This window comes from Pseudomonas sp. PDM03, assembly GCF_014852385.1.
Lineage (GTDB): Bacteria > Pseudomonadota > Gammaproteobacteria > Pseudomonadales > Pseudomonadaceae > Aquipseudomonas > Aquipseudomonas migulae.
Genome location: NZ_JACVBM010000006.1, coordinates 39,489 through 56,508 on the forward strand (window position 1 = coordinate 39,489; position 17,020 = coordinate 56,508).

Annotated in this window: 21 protein-coding genes; 11 read left to right on the top strand and 10 right to left on the bottom strand. The window is 56.3% G+C overall.

Translation table 11 applies throughout. The features are described 5' to 3' along the window. Positions 1-147 precede the first annotated feature (147 nt). Positions 148-603 carry a flavodoxin gene (locus tag IB254_RS11380; protein WP_192417354.1) on the bottom strand — a complete coding sequence of 152 codons (456 nt, stop codon included), beginning with the start codon at positions 601-603 and terminating at the stop codon, positions 148-150. A 143-nt stretch (positions 604-746) separates the two neighbouring features. Here IB254_RS11380 and IB254_RS11385 point away from each other — a divergent pair, with 143 nt between their 5' ends. Next, positions 747-1,223, top strand: coding sequence for a PAS domain-containing protein (locus IB254_RS11385; RefSeq protein ID WP_008037334.1), 477 nt, complete (start codon positions 747-749; stop codon positions 1,221-1,223). 54 nt (positions 1,224-1,277) lie between these two features. After that, a complete protein-coding gene (locus IB254_RS11390; protein WP_192227748.1) occupies positions 1,278-1,883 on the top strand; it encodes a hypothetical protein in 606 nt (201 codons plus the stop codon). 1 nt (position 1,884) lies between these two features. Here IB254_RS11390 and IB254_RS11395 read toward each other — a convergent pair whose 3' ends face one another. Beyond that, positions 1,885-2,844, bottom strand: coding sequence for a MerR family transcriptional regulator (locus tag IB254_RS11395; RefSeq protein ID WP_192417355.1), 960 nt, complete (start codon positions 2,842-2,844; stop codon positions 1,885-1,887). A 211-nt stretch (positions 2,845-3,055) separates the two neighbouring features. Between IB254_RS11395 and IB254_RS11400 the strand changes: the two genes are divergently transcribed. The 7 genes from IB254_RS11400 to IB254_RS11430 all read left to right on the top strand — a co-directional run bounded on the left by IB254_RS11400 (position 3,056) and on the right by IB254_RS11430 (position 7,692). Continuing rightward, positions 3,056-3,625, top strand: coding sequence for an antibiotic biosynthesis monooxygenase (locus IB254_RS11400; RefSeq protein WP_192417356.1), 570 nt, complete (start codon positions 3,056-3,058; stop codon positions 3,623-3,625). Between the two features lie 182 nt (positions 3,626-3,807). Beyond that, positions 3,808-4,518, top strand: coding sequence for a dihydromonapterin reductase (gene folM / locus IB254_RS11405; protein WP_192417357.1), 711 nt, complete (start codon positions 3,808-3,810; stop codon positions 4,516-4,518). Between the two features lie 21 nt (positions 4,519-4,539). Then, positions 4,540-5,115, top strand: a complete 576-nt coding sequence (gene folE / locus IB254_RS11410) for a GTP cyclohydrolase I FolE (RefSeq protein WP_008026971.1) — start codon at positions 4,540-4,542, stop codon at positions 5,113-5,115. A gap of 2 nt (positions 5,116-5,117) precedes the next feature. Beyond that, complete coding sequence (folX, locus tag IB254_RS11415; RefSeq protein WP_008026970.1) at positions 5,118-5,489, top strand: dihydroneopterin triphosphate 2'-epimerase; 372 nt, start codon at positions 5,118-5,120, stop codon at positions 5,487-5,489. 68 nt (positions 5,490-5,557) lie between these two features. Next, positions 5,558-5,854 carry a DUF1244 domain-containing protein gene (locus IB254_RS11420; protein ID WP_008026968.1) on the top strand — a complete coding sequence of 99 codons (297 nt, stop codon included), beginning with the start codon at positions 5,558-5,560 and terminating at the stop codon, positions 5,852-5,854. Further along, positions 5,847-6,185, top strand: coding sequence for a HopJ type III effector protein (locus IB254_RS11425; RefSeq protein ID WP_192417358.1), 339 nt, complete (start codon positions 5,847-5,849; stop codon positions 6,183-6,185). The genes IB254_RS11420 and IB254_RS11425 overlap by 8 nt, the downstream gene beginning before the upstream one ends. A 256-nt stretch (positions 6,186-6,441) precedes the next feature. Then, positions 6,442-7,692 (top strand): aspartate aminotransferase family protein, encoded by a 1,251-nt coding sequence (locus IB254_RS11430; RefSeq protein WP_192417359.1) that lies wholly within the window; start codon positions 6,442-6,444, stop codon positions 7,690-7,692. Positions 7,693-7,844: 152 nt separating this feature from the next. Here IB254_RS11430 and trxB read toward each other — a convergent pair whose 3' ends face one another. Next, positions 7,845-8,807 carry a thioredoxin-disulfide reductase gene (gene trxB, locus IB254_RS11435; protein ID WP_008026963.1) on the bottom strand — a complete coding sequence of 321 codons (963 nt, stop codon included), beginning with the start codon at positions 8,805-8,807 and terminating at the stop codon, positions 7,845-7,847. A 315-nt stretch (positions 8,808-9,122) separates the two neighbouring features. On the opposite strand from trxB, the gene cysZ reads away from it, so the two are divergent. After that, a complete protein-coding gene (gene cysZ, locus IB254_RS11440; RefSeq protein ID WP_192417360.1) occupies positions 9,123-9,878 on the top strand; it encodes a sulfate transporter CysZ in 756 nt (251 codons plus the stop codon). Positions 9,879-9,895: 17 nt separating this feature from the next. On the opposite strand, the gene IB254_RS11445 is transcribed toward cysZ, so the two are convergent. The 6 genes from IB254_RS11445 to IB254_RS11470 are packed head-to-tail and all read right to left on the bottom strand — an operon-like array spanning position 9,896 to position 14,089. Next, complete coding sequence (locus IB254_RS11445) at positions 9,896-10,270, bottom strand: EamA family transporter (RefSeq protein ID WP_192227743.1); 375 nt, start codon at positions 10,268-10,270, stop codon at positions 9,896-9,898. Continuing rightward, positions 10,270-11,193, bottom strand: coding sequence for a hypothetical protein (locus tag IB254_RS11450; RefSeq protein ID WP_192417361.1), 924 nt, complete (start codon positions 11,191-11,193; stop codon positions 10,270-10,272). The genes IB254_RS11445 and IB254_RS11450 overlap by 1 nt, the downstream gene beginning before the upstream one ends. After that, positions 11,190-11,855 carry an acetyltransferase gene (locus IB254_RS11455; RefSeq protein WP_008037353.1) on the bottom strand — a complete coding sequence of 222 codons (666 nt, stop codon included), beginning with the start codon at positions 11,853-11,855 and terminating at the stop codon, positions 11,190-11,192. Before IB254_RS11455 ends, IB254_RS11450 begins: the two co-directional genes overlap by 4 nt. After that, on the bottom strand, positions 11,855-12,487 hold the full coding sequence (locus IB254_RS11460; protein WP_192417362.1) for a class I SAM-dependent methyltransferase: 633 nt from the start codon (positions 12,485-12,487) through the stop codon (positions 11,855-11,857). Before IB254_RS11460 ends, IB254_RS11455 begins: the two co-directional genes overlap by 1 nt. After that, positions 12,468-13,397 (bottom strand): glycosyltransferase family 2 protein, encoded by a 930-nt coding sequence (locus IB254_RS11465; RefSeq protein WP_008037356.1) that lies wholly within the window; start codon positions 13,395-13,397, stop codon positions 12,468-12,470. Before IB254_RS11465 ends, IB254_RS11460 begins: the two co-directional genes overlap by 20 nt. After that, a complete protein-coding gene (locus IB254_RS11470) occupies positions 13,394-14,089 on the bottom strand; it encodes a WbqC family protein (protein ID WP_192417363.1) in 696 nt (231 codons plus the stop codon). Before IB254_RS11470 ends, IB254_RS11465 begins: the two co-directional genes overlap by 4 nt. 288 nt (positions 14,090-14,377) lie before the next feature. On the opposite strand from IB254_RS11470, the gene IB254_RS11475 reads away from it, so the two are divergent. Next, complete coding sequence (locus tag IB254_RS11475; RefSeq protein ID WP_192417364.1) at positions 14,378-15,577, top strand: glycosyltransferase family 4 protein; 1,200 nt, start codon at positions 14,378-14,380, stop codon at positions 15,575-15,577. Positions 15,578-15,712: 135 nt separating this feature from the next. On the opposite strand, the gene IB254_RS11480 is transcribed toward IB254_RS11475, so the two are convergent. Next, the gene (locus IB254_RS11480) at positions 15,713-16,816 is read right to left on the bottom strand and encodes an NADH:flavin oxidoreductase (RefSeq protein WP_192417365.1); all 1,104 of its coding nucleotides are present in this window, start codon (positions 16,814-16,816) and stop codon (positions 15,713-15,715) included. Between the last annotated feature and the right edge of the window lie 204 nt (positions 16,817-17,020).

The following is a 17,020-nucleotide window of genomic DNA, read 5'->3' on the forward strand; positions in this document are numbered from 1 at the left end:
TGGCAGCCAGCTTGATGACCTAGCGAGTCACTGCGCCAGACAGCTTGGATCCATGTCAAAGTACCGCCGCCAACAAGGGGGCATCGAACCGGTTCCGCAGCCCCGAATCGGCACAATCCTGGCTTGCCTTGCTTCGCGAATGGCCAGTCAGCCGCGCAGAGCGGTGACGAGTTCCGCCAGCCAGGGTTCGGCATCGGTTTCCGGGGTGACGCTTTCGCTGGCATCCAGGCGCAGCATCGGCAGCACTTCGCGGATGCCCAGTTCGCCGAACAGCTCGCGCATCAGCTCACCGCCACCGCAGAACGTATCGCCGTAGCTCGCATCGCCCAGGCCGATCACCGCGCCCGGCAAACCACGCCAGGCGGCCGGCAATTGGTCACGAATGGCGAAATACAACGGTTGCAGGTTGTCCGGCAGTTCGCCCATGCCCGTGGTCGAAGTCACTGCCAGAAAGGCTTGCGGGCCAAACGCCTGTACATCGGCAAGGCTGGCGCGCAGGTTGTGAAAGGTTTCGAAGCCCGCGGTTTTCAAAATATTCGCAGCGTGGCGAGCGACTTCTTCAGCCGTGCCGTACACCGAGCCCGAAAAGATGGCGACTTTCATCAATCTGATCCTGAAGCTGAGTAAAAAGATGAGGGATATTAACAGCCACAGCAAAAAAGCTGCGATTAGCTCTCATTAAGCATTGAAGGCCGCTAGAGTTCTTTTAGAATGCTGCGCTCAATCAATCTGGAAAGGATTCTCCGATGATCAACGCACAACTGCTGCAAATGGTGATTGACGCGTCCAACGACGGCATCGTGATTGCCGAAAAAGAAGGTGAACACGACAACATCCTGATTTACGTCAACCCGGCGTTCGAACGGTTGACCGGTTACACCAGCGAAGAAATCCTCTACCAGGATTGCCGCTTTCTGCAATCAGGTGACCGCGACCAGGAAGCGCTGCCCTTGATTCGCAATGCGTTGAGCAGTGGCGGCTCCTGCCGGGAAATCCTGCGCAACTACCGCAAGGACGGCACGCCCTTCTGGAATGAGCTGTCGCTTTCTACGGTGAAAAACCCGAGTGACGGTCAGACGTATTTTGTCGGCGTGCAAAAGGACGTCACCGTGCAGGTCAAGGCGCAGCAGCGGGTAGCGCAGCTTGAAGCGCAAGTGGCAGAGCTTCAGGCCGAGCTCGCCGCGCTCAAACCGACGAACGGCGCAAACAAAACCGAGAATTGATTGTCATTAACTACAATCACCGATGACTTTGTTACTTTTCCTTTCGAGCCCATCATGCAGCGCGACGCACTCCTGACCCAGGATGAGCTGGATTTTATCCAGACCATGCAACACAACCCGCAACTCAATGTGCGGGATGCGACGTCGAGTCTGCTTGTAAATGGTGGTTCGCAAATCCGTGACCTGCTCACGCGCCTTGCTGCTCATGAGCAAGTCACGATCCAGGCCAACTTCGAAAATCAGCAAATGACCTTCCCGCTGCATCTGGTGGAAGACGAATTTCACGCGCTGCATTTACGCCTCGGCGTCCCCAGCATTTATGAAGACGGACCGTTGGTCCGGCCATGGCGCCTGCTCCTCGAAGAACCGGTTGCCCTGGAAAATGCCGCCGGCCATCCCGGCACGATGTGGGTGCATGAAGTGTCGTTCAAAGGGGTTTTGCTGGAAGTTCGCAACAAGACCAAACCGCCCAAGCATTTCGCGTTGTGGTTCAGCCCGTCAGGCTACGAACGTATCGCGTTGCGCGGCACCTTCGAGAGAGAAACCGAGAACGGCTTCTTTGCCTATCAGTTGAGTCAGAGCGACAAGGATGAAACCGAGCGCCTTCGCCAGTACATCCTTCAGCAGCATCGACTGACCCACCCGACCCTGCATCTGTGATTCAGGTATCCAGGTTGCCTGCCAGGAACTGTTTCAGGCGCTGACGCATCACCACTCCTTCGTTACCCAGGCAGCCAATGGACGATCCGTCCAGGCTCTCCTGCGACAGTTCCGACGCGTCACCGGCCAGCATCAACTGGCAATCCAGGCTCATCGCCAGACGATTCAAACGTCGCGGCAAATCGCTGGTGGGCGCGTGATTGGAAAACAGCACCAACGCCTGGGGCTTGACCCTTTCGCAGACCAGCGCCAGTTCATCAAAGGGCTGACCAACCGCCAGCAATTGAATGGCCGAATCGACACTGCTCAAAAACAACGCCGTGACCAACAGTTCGAGTTCGCGACATTGATCGTTCAGGGGACAGACAATCACGCGCCGTGGCTGCATGACGCGCACCAGCAGCAGCCGCTGTAACACCCGGGAACGCAAAAAACCGTCCAGGAATAGCCACTCGCTGGCCTGGCCGAACACTTCCTGACGTTGCAGAAATTGCTTCCAGAGTGGCATCAGAATGTCCTGAAACGCCACGGTCAGGGGGTAACTGGAAAAGATCTGCCCATAGACCTGCTCCAGTTGCACCTCATCGAACACGCTCACCGCCGCTTTGACTTGTTCCTGCCACTGCGCGTAGTCAGCCTGCACCAGTTCGTTGGGGATGATGTGCGACAACGCTTGAAGCGGGGCAGTCTTGGCCAGTATCTTGCCGACCTTGCTGACGGCGACGCCACGTTCGATCCAGCCCAGGATGCTGCGGACCCGCTCGATATCGGTCATTGCGTACAAGCGATGCCCGCTTTCGGTGCGCATTGGCTGAATCAGACCATAACGTCGCTCCCACGCCCGCAAGGTGACCGGATTGACGCCCGTCAGCCGTGACACTTCACGGATCGGAAACAGTTCTTCCTTTTCTATGGAAAGAGCACGCGGCAAACCAGCGACATTTTCAGTCAAGACAGGCATAGGGCAGTCAACGTCCGCGCATAAATTGGATCCCATTCTACCTCTCTTGCCCCATCACCATTCAATACATTGATGAACGACGATTGTCGCGGCCATAACCTGTAGAATCCGGACTGATCCTTGCTTGTTCCAAGACGCAGCCCACCACCCCGGCGCTGCGCCTGGCGAAACTCCTATCCGGAGTAACGCGATTGTCATACGGAGATACAAAATGTCTACCTCCCCCGTCACGCTGATGGTTGCGCGCCGCGTCGCCGATGGGCGTTATCAGGACCTGATGGCCTGGTTGCACGAAGGCGAACAACTGGCCACCGACTTCCAGGGTTATCTCGGCTCAGGCGTGCTCGCCCCGCCGCCCGACGATGACGAATTCCAGATCATTTTCCGCTTCGCCAACGCGCAGACCATGCACGCCTGGGAGCATTCGGCCTCGCGTACCGCCTGGCTCGCGCGCGGCAGCGACTTGTTTGCGCATAAGACAGAACATCGCGTGAGCGGCATCGAAGGCTGGTTCGGCGCTGTCGGCCAACGCCCACCGCGCTGGAAACAGGCCGTGGCAATCTGGTTGGCGTTCTTCCCGGTGTCGTTGCTGTTCAACTTCGTACTGGGGCCGTTGCTCGGCGAAATGAGCCTGCTGCCTCGGGTATTCATCAGCACGCTGTGTCTGACGCCGTTGATGGTCTATTTCTTTATTCCGCTGTCGACCCGTTTGTTGGCGGGTTGGTTGAACAGCGCGCCGACACGCCGATTACCTGTTGAACCCTCCCCTCAAAACCGATGAGACCTATGTAGGAGCGAGCCTGCTCGCGATGGACGCCCAAGCGCCGCGGGGTATCAGGCCCCCAGTGTTATCGCTCACGACCATCGCGAGCACTCGAGCGTCGACCGGCTGCTCCTACAGGTCATAGGTGAACGCCGCGTTGCGCTGGTATAGTTTTGCTCTTACCGCGACGCGAGCCGTTCATGACCTCTTCATCCGCCCCGATCCTCATCACCGGTGCCGGCCAGCGTGTCGGCCTGCACTGCGCGCAGCGATTGCTCGAAGACGGCCATGCGCTGATCTTCAGCTATCGCACTGAACGCCCCGGCGTACAGGCATTGCGTGATCTGGGGGCGACGGCAATCCTCGCTGACTTTTCCAGCGAGACCGGGATTCTCGCCTTCATCAGCGAACTGAAAACCCACACCGACTGCCTGCGGGCGATCATCCACAACGCATCCGAATGGCTGGCCGAAACGCCGGACACCGACGCCGCAGCCTTTACCCGCATGTTCAGCGTGCACATGCTGGCGCCCTACCTGATCAACCTGCACTGTGCCGACTTGTTGCAACGCTCGACCCCGGCAGACATCGTGCACATCAGCGATGATGTCACGCGCAAGGGCAGCAGCAAGCACATCGGCTACTGCGCCAGCAAAGCCGGGCTCGACAGCCTGACCCTGTCCTTCGCGGCGAAGTACGCGCCTGACATCAAGGTCAACGGCATCGCCCCCGCCCTGCTACTGTTCAACCCTGACGACGACGCGGCGTACCGCGCCAAGGCTCTGGCCAAATCCGCATTGGGTATCGAACCCGGTAGCGAAGTGATCTACCAAAGCCTGCGTTATTTGCTCGACAACCCTTATGTCACCGGCACGACCCTGACCGTCAACGGCGGACGGCACCTCAAGTAAGTTGCCCCGCGAGGATATTTCATGACGTTATCCCGGCCCCAGAACGCCCTGTCCCAGAACTACCGCGAGATCCTCATCGGCCTCGGTGAAAACCCCGACCGCGAAGGCCTGCTCGATACACCGGCGCGCGCAGCCAAAGCCATGCAGTACCTGTGTCATGGTTACGAGCAATGTGTCGAAGAAATCGTCAACGGCGCGTTGTTCGCCTCCGACAACGATGAAATGATCATTGTCGACAACATCGAGCTGTACTCACTCTGTGAACATCACCTGCTGCCCTTCATCGGCAAGGCGCATGTGGCTTATATTCCAACGGGTAAAGTGCTGGGCCTGTCGAAGATTGCGCGGCTGGTGGACATGTTTGCGCGTCGCCTGCAAATCCAGGAAAACCTCACCCGGCAGATCGCCGACGCGGTGCAACAAGTGACCGGTGCCGCCGGTGTCGCTGTGGTCATCGAGGCACAGCACATGTGCATGATGATGCGCGGCGTCGAGAAACAGAATTCGACCATGAACACCTCGGTGATGCTCGGCGCCTTCCGCGAGTCGAGCAACACCCGTCAGGAGTTCCTGCAATTGATTGGACGGAGCAAGTAGCAATGCCACAACTTCAACCAGGAATGGCACGCATCCGGGTCAAGGACCTGTGCCTGCGGACGTTCATCGGGATCAACGAGGATGAAATCCTCAACAAGCAGGACGTGCTGATCAACCTGACGATCCTGTATGCAGCCCAGGAAGCGGTGCGTGACAACGACATCGATCACGCGCTGAATTACCGAACCATCACCAAAGCGATCATCGCTCACGTGGAAGGCAATCGCTTTGCCCTGCTCGAACGCCTGACCCAGGAAATTCTCGATCTGGTCATGGCCAATGAGTCGGTGCTGTACGCCGAGGTCGAAGTCGACAAGCCCCACGCCCTGCGTTTCGCCGAGTCGGTGTCGATCACCCTGGCCGCGAGCCGCTGACCGCGTCTGGCGCATTGCTCGCCAGACTTTTATTATCTCGCGCACGACTGAACAGCACAGAGCCCATCATGACTGACCAACAACGCCTCGAACTTGAAGCCGCCGCCTTCCGCCGGCTGGTCGCGCACCTGGACAGCCGCAAGGATGTGCAGAACATCGATCTGATGAACCTCTCGGGTTTCTGCCGCAACTGCCTGTCCAAATGGTACAAGGCCGCGGCTGACGAACGTCAGATCGAGGTCAGCCTCGACGACGCCCGTGAAGTCGTCTACGGCATGCCGTACGCCGAGTGGAAAGCCCAATATCAGCAAGAAGCCAGCGCCGAGCAACAAGCGGCGTTCGCCAAAGGAAAACCCAATGAGTGATTTGAGCACCCTGCGCGCCAGCCTCAAGAGCGGCGAACACGTTTTTGCCGACACCCTGGCCTTCATCGCCGCCGGTTATGACTACCAGCCACAGGCGTTCAACAACGGTGGCGTGGAAAACGCCGCCGGGCAAAACGAAGGTTCGTGCAAGACCCTGGGCCTGGCGCTGCTGGAAGGGTTGAGCGATGAAGAAGCGCTGTTGGCATTCGGCGAGCATTACCGCTCCGTCGTGGCCACGCCTGACGGCAGCGATCATGGCAACATCCGCGCGTTGATTGCCCATGGATTGGCCGGTGTGAAGTTCACCCAGCAACCCCTGACCCGCCGCTGATTTCTGAGCAACACCTCCCACTGTAGGAGCCGGCTTGCTGGCGATGGCGTCCTCAATGTCGATGCAAGACTTAAGGGCCCCATCGCCAGCAAGCCGGCTCCTACAATGGTTTTGCGTTGTTTCGAAAAAATTTGCACAACGCTCAAACCACATCCCGACTTTTAAGATTGACCCGGCAACTTTATTTCGTTTGCCCGGCACCACTGCTCGCGGCTTAGATAAAAGAAGAGCCTCCCTTCTTCAGAGTCGGTCATCCATGAGCAGCGAAACCATCAGCCGGTCGATCAACATCGTGCACCCTGTCACGCTCAGCCACGGCAAAAACGCCGAGGTCTGGGACACCGAGGGCAAACGCTACATCGACTTTGTCGGTGGCATCGGCGTATTGAACCTAGGCCATTGCCACCCGCGCATCGTCGAGGCCATCCGCGAACAAGCCACCCGGTTGACGCACTACGCGTTCAACGCCGCCCCGCACGTGCCTTACCTCGAACTCATGGAGCGTCTGGCCGCGTTCATCCCGGTGGACTATCCGGTCAGCGGCATGCTCACCAACAGCGGCGCGGAAGCGGCGGAAAACGCCCTGAAGATCGTTCGGGGCGCGACCGGTCGCACGGCCGTCATCGCTTTCGACGGCGCCTTCCACGGTCGCACCCTCGCCACCCTCAACCTCAATGGCAAAGTCGCGCCCTACAAACAGAAGGTCGGCGTGTTGCCTGGTCCGGTGTTCCACTTGCCCTACCCGAGCAAGGACAACGGCGTGACCTGCGCCGAAGCGTTGAAGGCGATGGATCGGCTGTTCAGCGTCGAGATCGATGTCGACGACGTGGCGTGCTTTATCGTCGAGCCTGTGCAGGGTGAAGCCGGTTTCCTGGCGATGGATGTCGAGTTCGCTCAGGCCTTGCGCAAGTTCTGTGATGAAAAGAACATCCTGCTGATCGCCGATGAAATTCAGTCCGGCTTCGGCCGCACCGGCCAGCGGTTTGCGTTCTCGCGACTGGGCATCGAGCCGGACCTGATCCTACTGGCCAAAAGCATTGCCGGCGGCGTGCCGCTGGGGGCTGTGGTCGGACGCAAGTCGCTGCTCGACACCTTGCCCAAGGGCGGACTGGGCGGCACTTATTCGGGCAATCCGATCGCCTGCGCCGCTGCGTTGGCGACGCTGGATGAAATGACCGATGCCAACCTGCACGCTTGGGGTTCGCAGCAGGAAGAAGCGATCGTCAGCCGCTACGAAGCCTGGTGCGCCAACAAGGTTTCCCCTTATCTCGGACGCCTGACCGGTGTCGGCGCCATGCGCGGCATCGAACTGGCCAACGCCGACGGCACACCCGCCCCGGCGCAGCTGACACAACTGTTGGCCCTGGCCCGTGAAGCGGGGTTGCTGCTGATGCCTAGCGGCAAGTCGCGGCACATCATCCGGCTGCTGGCGCCGTTGACCACGGAGGCGGCGGTGCTGGAAGAAGGCCTCGACATCCTGGAGGCGTGCCTGAAAAAGCTGACCTGATCCTTGTAGGAGCCGGCTTGCTGGCGATGCAGACGACGCGGTTTTACAGGAACACCGCGCCGCCTACATCGCCAGCAAGCCGGCTCCTACAGGACAGCAAAATGAGCGGCACAAAAAAACCGGCCGAAGCCGGTTTTTTCATTTCAACAGAATCAGAACGAAGCGTTCTGCAGACCGTCGAGGTAACGCTCGGTGTCCAGTGCCGCCATGCAGCCGGCGCCGGCCGAGGTGATCGCTTGACGGTAAACGTGGTCAGCCACGTCACCGGCAGCAAAGATGCCTTCAACGTTGGTCGCGGTCGCATTGCCTTCACGGCCGCCGTGCACCACCAGGTAGCCGTCTTTCAACGTCAGCTGACCTTCGAACAGCGAAGTGTTCGGGGTGTGGCCAATAGCGATGAACACGCCGTCGACTTTCAGCTCGTCGAAGCTGCCGTCGTTGTTCTTCAGGCGAGCACCGGTCACGCCCATGTTGTCGCCCAGGACTTCGTCCAGGTTCGAGTTCAACTTCAGGATGATCTTGCCTTCGGCAACGCGAGCATTGAGCTTGTCGATCAGGATCTTCTCGGCGCGGAAGGTTTCGCGACGGTGGATCAGGGTCACGGTGCTGGCGATGTTGGCCAGGTACAAGGCTTCTTCGACAGCGGTGTTACCGCCACCGACCACGGCCACTGGCTTGTTGCGGTAGAAGAAACCGTCGCAGGTCGCGCAGGCCGAAACGCCTTTGCCCATGAACGCTTCTTCCGATGGCAGGCCCAGGTAGCGAGCGCTGGCGCCGGTGGCGATGATCAGGGCGTCGCAGGTGTAAGTCGCGCTGTCGCCGGTCAGGGTGTAAGGCTTGGCGGCGAAGTCCACGGCATTGATGTGATCGAAAACGATCTCGGTTTCAAAGCGCTCGGCGTGCTCACGCATCCGCTCCATCAACGCCGGGCCGGTCAGGCCGTGGACATCGCCCGGCCAGTTGTCGACTTCGGTGGTGGTGGTCAGTTGACCGCCGGCCTGCATGCCGGTGATCAGCAGTGGCTTGAGGTTGGCACGGGCGGCATACACCGCGGCGCTGTAACCGGCAGGGCCGGAACCGAGAATAATCACTCGCGAATGACGGACTTCAGACATAACCTGCTCCTGTTGACCGGCCCGGAATACCTGGCGCGGAACGCCGGATTGCCGGCGGGAATAAAAAAGGACCGTTGAAAGCACTTGGGGAAGGCTTGAACTCGACAGTCCTGTAAAAAGATTGGGTGCAGCGTATCGAGGGGGCGAAGATTAAGGAAATACGGTTTAACAATCCAGCTCATAGGCGGTCTCTATCCGGCTACCGCCTATATATAGGCGCCTTTGTTACAGTTGATGTCGATGCTGCGACCGCGCTTTCGCCCGTAAGGCAAAGCCGGTAAGGTCGGCGCGTTTCCCCTCTGCTCGGAGCACGATATGCCCGCCCCTGTTCTGTCCGGCCCGCAATACCTGCGCGAAGGCCTCAAACTGGTCCTGAGCCCCAGCCTGCGTTTATTCGTGTTGCTGCCGCTGGCAATCAATCTGGTGCTGTTCGTCGGATTGATTTATCTGGCCGGCCATCAATTCAGTCTGTGGGTCGATACACTGATGCCGTCCCTGCCCGACTGGTTGAGTTTTCTCAGTTATATTCTCTGGCCGATTTTCGTGGTGCTGGTGGTGTTGATGGTGTTCTTCACCTTCACCATGCTCGCCAACGTCATCGCTGCGCCGTTCAACGGTTTTCTCGCGGAGAAAGTCGAAGTGGTGGTGCGCGGCACCGACGACTTCCCGGCTTTCAGCTGGGGTGAACTGATCGCCATGATCCCGCGCACCCTCTCCCGGGAAATGCGCAAACTCGGTTACTTCCTGCCGCGGGCGATCGGGCTGTTCATCCTCTCGTTCATCCCGGTGGTGAACATCATCGCCGCGCCGCTGTGGCTACTGTTCGGCGTATGGATGATGGCGATCCAGTACATCGACTACCCGGCGGACAACCACAAGCTGGGCTGGAACGAGATGCTCGCCTGGCTGCGTGAGAAGCGCTGGCAGAGCATGAGTTTCGGCGGCAGTGTTTACCTGGTGCTGCTGATTCCGGTGGTCAATATCCTGATGATGCCGGCGGCAGTGGCCGGCGCGACATTATTCTGGGTGCGAGAGCGTGGAGTAGAAAACCTCACCGCCAAACTTCGTTAGGTACTTGCTTTTCGTTGTTATCCACGCGCGGCAATAACTGTGCCCAGAATAATCAGGCCAACGCCCATTGATTTCTGGAGTGTCATTGGCTCACTTAGAATCCAACCACTTAAAAGCAAAACGACAACGAAGTTCAAGCTCATAAATGGATAGGCGTGACTAAGATCAAACTTGGTCATCGCCGCCATCCAGGCTAACGATGCTAAAAACCCCGCTGCGAACCCTGAAACAATCGCCGGATCCAAAAACAGCAAAAAAAGAAATTTAATTTTTTGAGTTGTGTCAGAGGGGAATGCACCGTAGTGAGAGATTCGCCATTTAAGAATAAGTTGCCCATAGACGGTCAGCAGGATGGTTGCAAATATATACACATAATCGAATATACGAGCCATCAGCCTCTCTCCAGCACAGCCAGGCCGAAGCCGGTTTTACCATAGCCATTACCGTTATAAAGCATGTACCGACTTCCCTTATGATCAAACACAAACGGGTATTCGATCATCTCGCTATCCCAGCCTTCCGATGAAACATCGATAGCGGCTTCCTCCAGCGCCAATCGCCATTGCTTGCCTTCGTCAGTGGTTGCGTAGCCGATACGATAGGTTTCCCCGGCTCCGCTGCGATAGGAGAACCACATCTCCAATCCACCCAGATGGTTTTTTGCGACGGTTGGGCGCGAAAACGCTTGAGCGACTCCAAGTTCGAAGGGGATTGCCAAGCCGTTACGCTTCCAGTTTTCGCCATCAAGGGAATGCGCCGAGTTGATCACATGAACCATTTCTCCGTTACCCGAATCCCAAGTACGGGTCGATCCATACCACATGTCATATCCGCCGTTTCCGTCTTCACGCACCCACGGGTAAGAAAGGCTTATAGGATCGTCTTTATCAGCGCTCATGAACGGATTTTTGCTATCAAGCTTCAGCGTAGTATCCGCATTGACAACTAACCTGCCGACATCCCCCCTCCAATGCTGATCGATTGGCGCCTGCCACCCCATGAAAAGCATGTATTGCACGCCATCCACCGTGTAGCAGTTACCAATGCTTATACCATCAGCGTAAAAACTGCCTTTCGGTCCGTGCTCCATGAAAGGTGAAGGGTGTTCTTTGATGACTTTTCGTTTTTCAATATCGATATCCACAGCCCCAACGGAGGAGCGGTTATCAGAATCCCGACCACTGAAAAATACCCGAAAGACATCATCGTGCAGATGTACCGGTAACGGGTTGGCGGCATGAGATAATAACTTTGGATGACGCGCATCACCCTCGACAAAAAATAATTGCCCGAGCTTTTTCCATGTCGACTTCATAGTTTTCTCAGCTTGCTGCTGGGAACTTTAGAGCGCTCAGTCGCCGTGCCGATAAATACACCCTCCTGTTCAGCGTTTGCCAACAGCAGTGCACCTGCACCAACGACGCACTTGTCCTCGACCGTTATATGATCACGAAGCGTCGCATTGACCCCGATAAAACACTGCTCGCCGATATGCACACCACCAGAAATCACTACATGGGATGCGATAAACGTATGATCCTGAATCGTAGAGTGGTGACCAATATGGTTACCGCTCCACAAAGTAATATTATTGCCAATATTAACGAATGGCTGAATGGTATTGTCTTCAAGAATAAAACAATTGTCGCCAATCCGGCCTTCATTGAGCACCGTGGCATGACTGCTTATGTAACTGGCAAGCGTGTAGCCGAGCGCCTTGGCTGCAAGATATTTTTCTTTGCGCACTGCATTGAGCTTCGAGTAGCTCAGGGCAATAAACAGCTCGTGACTGTGCGTTGGGTAGTGCTCGGCTACGTCTTCGAATGCAACGACTGGTAGACCACAGAAAGTAGGCGCCTCGATATAACTACCGTCCACAGTGAAAGCAACAATCTCATAAGCGGAGTCTGTACTAAAATAAAAGTGGGCCAGCTGCGCAATATCGCCAGAGCCGAAAATCACTAATTTTTTTTTCATCACATTTTCCTTACAAGAATAGTGAATTCGTACAACCCATAATCGTGCAGAAGGGCTACATGACGAGAGTAACGCCGTTTGCATATATCAAATAACAGGCAAGGATCGGCGTAGTACAGATCATCTCGCTTCTTATCTTCGTCAGAGTAGGAGGTGAGGCAATTAAAAGAGAACCCCAGACGACTTGTGCGATCCAGAACATCCAGTGTTTTTTCAAGATAGCTCAGCCACTCGTCGTCTGAACGACCCAGGCGAACATTAAAAATACCACTGGCGACGCCATAGTCAGCGACAGAGTCGGGCTCGGACCCGGCAATGAATCGAATACCGGACAGTTTTGCGTAACGCTGTTCGGCAGCCTGAATCATCTCTTTTGAAACATCTATACCAAGATATGAAAATTTCTGAGGCTTGTTATTTAAGTAGTCAACCAGCGCACCGTAGCCACATCCCAGATCATTGACAGTACAGTCCTGCGGGCCATCGATTACTTTGCAGAGTTGCTCGAAACGCAGCGCCTGGCCCTGTTCACCATTCCAGTCCACCCCATTCGGTGTCTCGCCATGCAGTGCAAGCTTGCTCGAGTAATAGCTCGCTACTTCATCAAGGAGCTCAGTTTTGTCGCTGTGCATAAATCTGCCTCACGATAGTGTAGGGGCGCTGTTTTGACTCGGAAAATATCTTGGAGAGATAGATCCCCACGACACCGATAAACGAAATTATCATGCCGCCAAGTAGCCAGATAGAGGCCATGACCGACGTCCAGCCGCTCATTGGCTTTGCGAGAAACATCCAGTGCGCTGTCAAATATAGAATATAAAGTAGTGCGAAAAACGAAATAGACACGCCTATATAAAAAATACCAATCAATGGCGCATTGCTGAACGATGTTACCGAATTCACCAATATAGACATTTTTCTTCTGAGTGTATAAGTCGTCTGACTGGTATTGCTCTTTTTGACCGTCTGCGGCTGCTGCTCAAACCCGGTAATATGCCAAAGACCGGCAATAAATACCTCTCGTTCCTTATGGCGCAGTAAAGCGTCCACGTAGCGACGAGTCATTAATCTTGCAGTAACAATATTCTCTGGCAGGGCGAGTCCAGTCAGGGCTTGAAAGAAACGATAGAACCACCGGCCGCTCCATCGCTCAAACCAGCCGCCTTTGCGCTGCTCCTGCACTCCGTAAACAACATCACAGGCGGTCTGATTGATTTGCTGGTCAAAGCTGAGCAAGCACTCCGGCTCTTCTTCCAGATCGCTGTCAATCAGGAATATTTTTTCGCCTTTTGCGTGGGAGAGCCCCGTCATCATGGCCTTATGATGGCCGAAATTACGCGAGAGATCGATAAGTACGACATGATGGTCTCGTTCAGTGAGCGAGATGGCGATATCAAGACTGTTATCGGGAGATCCATCATTCACCAGCAGGATCTCATAATCATCCCCTGCAAGCGTCATCGCGACAGCACTCACGCGCGAATGAAACTCCTCTATGTAAGAGGCTGACTGATAAAGAGTGGCTACGATTGAGAGCTTCATGGAGCAACATGCCTCATTTGGCGATGAGCGTCTTTTCCACAATTAAAAAGCAGGTCAAGGATCGTGACACCATGGGTAAACTCGCCCCATAACTGCGAATACTCCGGATAACCTGAGTAATCGAACCAGGTTAACTTTATATTCATCGCTTCAAATACAGCTTCATCAACGTAGTCCTTGGCAGATGGCCCGGAGACGTACTCGCTCCCCCCAGCCTGTGCACAAAGATTGGCAAGGCGTTCCGTCTTACCGTCGACCAACTCATAATCCGATGAACGACTAATAACTGTCTTGATTTCCAGGTAATCGCAAATAGCCTGAATAAATCGCTGATTAAGGTCTGAAATATGAGTATAACTTTCATTCAGATAAAGCGGCTCAAGCCATTTTGCAATTTCATTAAAGTGCGGAGCGCGACTGTAATTTTGAACCAGAGACTTCCAATGTGAAGCGGCCCAGTCAACACCATCTATCTCAGTTTCCCTGATCTTCTGATGATATTTTCCTTTCACTAAAACTGGCACGGTCAACCATTGAACACCTTGCGGGGTTTTAATCTGATTACGATTTCGCCAATCACGCCGGGTATATTGCATGTCATCATAGAGAATGAACTCATCCACTGATGCGATCATGTCAAAATACCCTTTCCAAGGGATGTAGTTGGATTGAAGTATCGCGACTTTTTTCAACGCACTGTTCCCTGGCGACGGTGAATCTTCATTGAGAAATGTAATTGTGAAGTAGAACGAGCACATAGACGCACAGCAATATCACTACACAATTTTTAAGGCTGTCATATTAATCTGCAATGGGGGGAAGCGTCACCCTTTTCATGGTTTTTTGCCTCAGCAAACGCTCGAACGAGTTAACGTTTTGTGGACGCGACGCTAGCCCACGCCCATCCTCAGTCGCCCGGCCAAATGACATTCAATGCTCGCGCGGTCACAAATCCATCATCAAAACGCCACAACGACGACATGGCCTCAGCCGACACTGAGGTCATGACGACAGCTCTGCATATCACCCTGATCACCGAAACCTTCCCTCCCGAAATCAACGGCGTGGCCAATACCCTTGGCCGCTTGTGCGACGGTTTGCGCGCGCGCGGGCATCAGGTTGAACTGGTGCGACCACGCCAGGGTTGCGATCAGCAGCTGGGCAGCGACGATGAATTGCTGCTGTGCCGGGGCTGGCCGCTGCCGGGGTATCCGGGTTTGCAATGGGGTCAGTCGTCGATGCACAAGCTGCTCCGACGCTGGAAGCGCCAGCGCCCGGACGTGCTGTACATCGCCACGGAAGGACCGCTGGGCTTGTCCGCGTTGCGCGCAGCACGACGCCTGGGAATTTCGGTGGTCAGCGGTTTTCACACCAACTTCCAGCAGTACTCCAATCAGTACGGGCTCGGATTGCTCACGCGCCTGCTGACCCACTACCTGCGCTGGTTTCACAATCGCTCGACCCTGACGCTGGTGCCGAGTGTCAGCCAGCGGCTGGAGCTGGAGCGCCGGAATTTCGAGCGGCTGGCATTGCTGTCCCGCGGGGTCGACAGTCAGTTGTTCCACCCGACCAAACGGCTGCAATCGTTGCGTGAGCAATGGGGCCTGGGCGAGAAGGACATCGCAGTCATCCACGTAGGACGCCTGGCACCGGAGAAAAACCTTGGTTTGCTCAAGCGTTGTTTCGACACGTTGAAAGCGACTTATCCACAGCGAATCCTAAAGCTGATCATCGTCGGTGACGGTCCGCAACGAGGGGCTCTGGAACAGGAACTGCCCGAAGCGATTTTCTGTGGCACTCAGCGCGGCGAGGCCCTGGCCAGCCACTATGCGTCAGGGGATGTGTTTTTGTTTCCGAGCATGACCGAAACGTTCGGCAATGTGGTGCTTGAGGCACTCGCGTCAGGGTTGGGCGTGGTGGCCTACGATCAGGCTGCGGCGGCGCAGCATATTCGCCATGGTTACAACGGCGTGCTGGCGATGCCGGGGGATGAGGAAGCGTTCAGCGATGCCGCGGTGTGGCTGCTGGAGAAGCGCGAAACCTTGCGATGCGTAAGGCTCAATGCGCGCCAACATGCGAGTCGGCAGGGTTGGGCAGCGATTATCGAGCAGTTCGAGGGGCAGTTGCGGGGGGCTTGTTCGCAGGAACAGGTTTTGCCTGATGTGGCTTTGTTGCCTTAAAAGCTTCGCGGGCAAGTCGGATCGCCGCACCGCTCGCTCCTACAGATTCGAGTCGATCAGAACGATCGTATATCCTGTAGGAGCGAGCGGTGCGGCGATCCGACTTGCCCGCGAAGAGGCCTTTCCAGTCGCCGCTTAAACCAGCGTCATCAACGCCTCACGGCTGAACGGCAGGATATCTCCCTCACGACCGTCACGCACTTTCTGCGCCCAGTCCGGGTCCACCAGCAGCGCACGCCCCACCGCTACCAGATCGAACTCGTCGTTGTTCAAACGCTCCAGCAGTTTTTCCAGGCTGGCCGGCTGCGCGATCTTGTCAGTGTTGACCATGAATTGCAGGAACTCGCCATCCAGGCCGACGCTGCCCACGGTGATGGTCGGCTTGCCGGTCAGTTTGCGCGTCCAGCCTGCCAGGTTCAGCTCGGAACCGTCGAACTCCGGCTCCCAGAAACGGCGCGTCGAGCAGTGGAAAATATCCACGCCTGCGTCGGACAACGGCTTGAGGAACTCACCCAAGGCCTCCGGTGTTTGCACCAGACGCGCGGTGTAATCCTGCTGCTTCCACTGAGAGAAACGGAAAATGATCGGGAAGCCTTCACCGACTGCCGCACGCACCGCCTGAATCAGTTCGATGGCAAAACGCGAACGGTTCGCCAGGCTGCCACCGTATTCATCGGTGCGCTGATTGCTGCCTTCCCAGAAGAACTGGTCCACCAGGTAGCCATGGGCGCCGTGGATTTCCACGCCGTCCATGCCGATGCTTTGCGCGTCTTTGGCGGCTTGAGCGAACGAGGCGATCACGTCCTGGATATCCTGTTTAGTCATGCCGTGAACCACGACCTGACCATCCTTCAGTTTTTCCGACGGACCGTATCCCGGCACGCTGGCGTCAGGCTCGGTGCCAATGCGACGCACGCTGCCGACATGCCAAAGCTGCGGAACGATCTTGCCGCCTTCGGCATGCACCGCGTCGACGACTTTCTTCCAGCCGGCCAGCGCGGCTTCACCGTAGAAATGCGGCACGTTCGGGTAGCCGTTGGAGGCCTTGTGGCCGACGGTGGTGCCTTCGGTGATGATCAAGCCCACGCCTGCAGCGGCGCGACGACGGTAGTACTCGATCACTTTGGAATTGGGTACGCCACCCGGCGAAAACGAGCGGGTCATCGGCGCCATGACGACACGGGTCGGCAGTTCGAGGGTGCCGAGGTGGAACGGTTTGAACAGGGCTTTGACAGGCATGGGACGCTCCACGGGAATAGACTTTATGACGGCGATAATATGGAGAGTGCAACGCGATGAACAGCACTATTCATTGCAGTGATTAAGATACAAAAGTCACACGGAACTGTAGGAGCCGGCTTGCTGGCGATCCAGGCGACGCGGTATTCCTGACATACCGCGTCGCCTGGATCGCCAGCAAGCCGGCTCCTACAGAGGGGGGAT

What these genes read in the sequence shown, in the direction of transcription:
- IB254_RS11380 (WP_192417354.1), bottom strand. Translation starts at nt 603, where the DNA reads ATGAAAGTCGCCATCTTTTCGGGCTCGGTGTACGGCACGGCTGAAGAA.
- IB254_RS11385 (WP_008037334.1), top strand. Translation starts at nt 747, where the DNA reads ATGATCAACGCACAACTGCTGCAAATGGTGATTGACGCGTCCAACGAC.
- IB254_RS11390 (WP_192227748.1), top strand. Translation starts at nt 1,278, where the DNA reads ATGCAGCGCGACGCACTCCTGACCCAGGATGAGCTGGATTTTATCCAG.
- IB254_RS11395 (WP_192417355.1), bottom strand. Translation starts at nt 2,844, where the DNA reads ATGCCTGTCTTGACTGAAAATGTCGCTGGTTTGCCGCGTGCTCTTTCC.
- IB254_RS11400 (WP_192417356.1), top strand. Translation starts at nt 3,056, where the DNA reads ATGTCTACCTCCCCCGTCACGCTGATGGTTGCGCGCCGCGTCGCCGAT.
- folM (WP_192417357.1), top strand. Translation starts at nt 3,808, where the DNA reads ATGACCTCTTCATCCGCCCCGATCCTCATCACCGGTGCCGGCCAGCGT.
- folE (WP_008026971.1), top strand. Translation starts at nt 4,540, where the DNA reads ATGACGTTATCCCGGCCCCAGAACGCCCTGTCCCAGAACTACCGCGAG.
- folX (WP_008026970.1), top strand. Translation starts at nt 5,118, where the DNA reads ATGCCACAACTTCAACCAGGAATGGCACGCATCCGGGTCAAGGACCTG.
- IB254_RS11420 (WP_008026968.1), top strand. Translation starts at nt 5,558, where the DNA reads ATGACTGACCAACAACGCCTCGAACTTGAAGCCGCCGCCTTCCGCCGG.
- IB254_RS11425 (WP_192417358.1), top strand. Translation starts at nt 5,847, where the DNA reads ATGAGTGATTTGAGCACCCTGCGCGCCAGCCTCAAGAGCGGCGAACAC.
- IB254_RS11430 (WP_192417359.1), top strand. Translation starts at nt 6,442, where the DNA reads ATGAGCAGCGAAACCATCAGCCGGTCGATCAACATCGTGCACCCTGTC.
- trxB (WP_008026963.1), bottom strand. Translation starts at nt 8,807, where the DNA reads ATGTCTGAAGTCCGTCATTCGCGAGTGATTATTCTCGGTTCCGGCCCT.
- cysZ (WP_192417360.1), top strand. Translation starts at nt 9,123, where the DNA reads ATGCCCGCCCCTGTTCTGTCCGGCCCGCAATACCTGCGCGAAGGCCTC.
- IB254_RS11445 (WP_192227743.1), bottom strand. Translation starts at nt 10,270, where the DNA reads ATGGCTCGTATATTCGATTATGTGTATATATTTGCAACCATCCTGCTG.
- IB254_RS11450 (WP_192417361.1), bottom strand. Translation starts at nt 11,193, where the DNA reads ATGAAGTCGACATGGAAAAAGCTCGGGCAATTATTTTTTGTCGAGGGT.
- IB254_RS11455 (WP_008037353.1), bottom strand. Translation starts at nt 11,855, where the DNA reads ATGAAAAAAAAATTAGTGATTTTCGGCTCTGGCGATATTGCGCAGCTG.
- IB254_RS11460 (WP_192417362.1), bottom strand. Translation starts at nt 12,487, where the DNA reads ATGCACAGCGACAAAACTGAGCTCCTTGATGAAGTAGCGAGCTATTAC.
- IB254_RS11465 (WP_008037356.1), bottom strand. Translation starts at nt 13,397, where the DNA reads ATGAAGCTCTCAATCGTAGCCACTCTTTATCAGTCAGCCTCTTACATA.
- IB254_RS11475 (WP_192417364.1), top strand. Translation starts at nt 14,378, where the DNA reads ATGGCCTCAGCCGACACTGAGGTCATGACGACAGCTCTGCATATCACC.
- IB254_RS11480 (WP_192417365.1), bottom strand. Translation starts at nt 16,816, where the DNA reads ATGCCTGTCAAAGCCCTGTTCAAACCGTTCCACCTCGGCACCCTCGAA.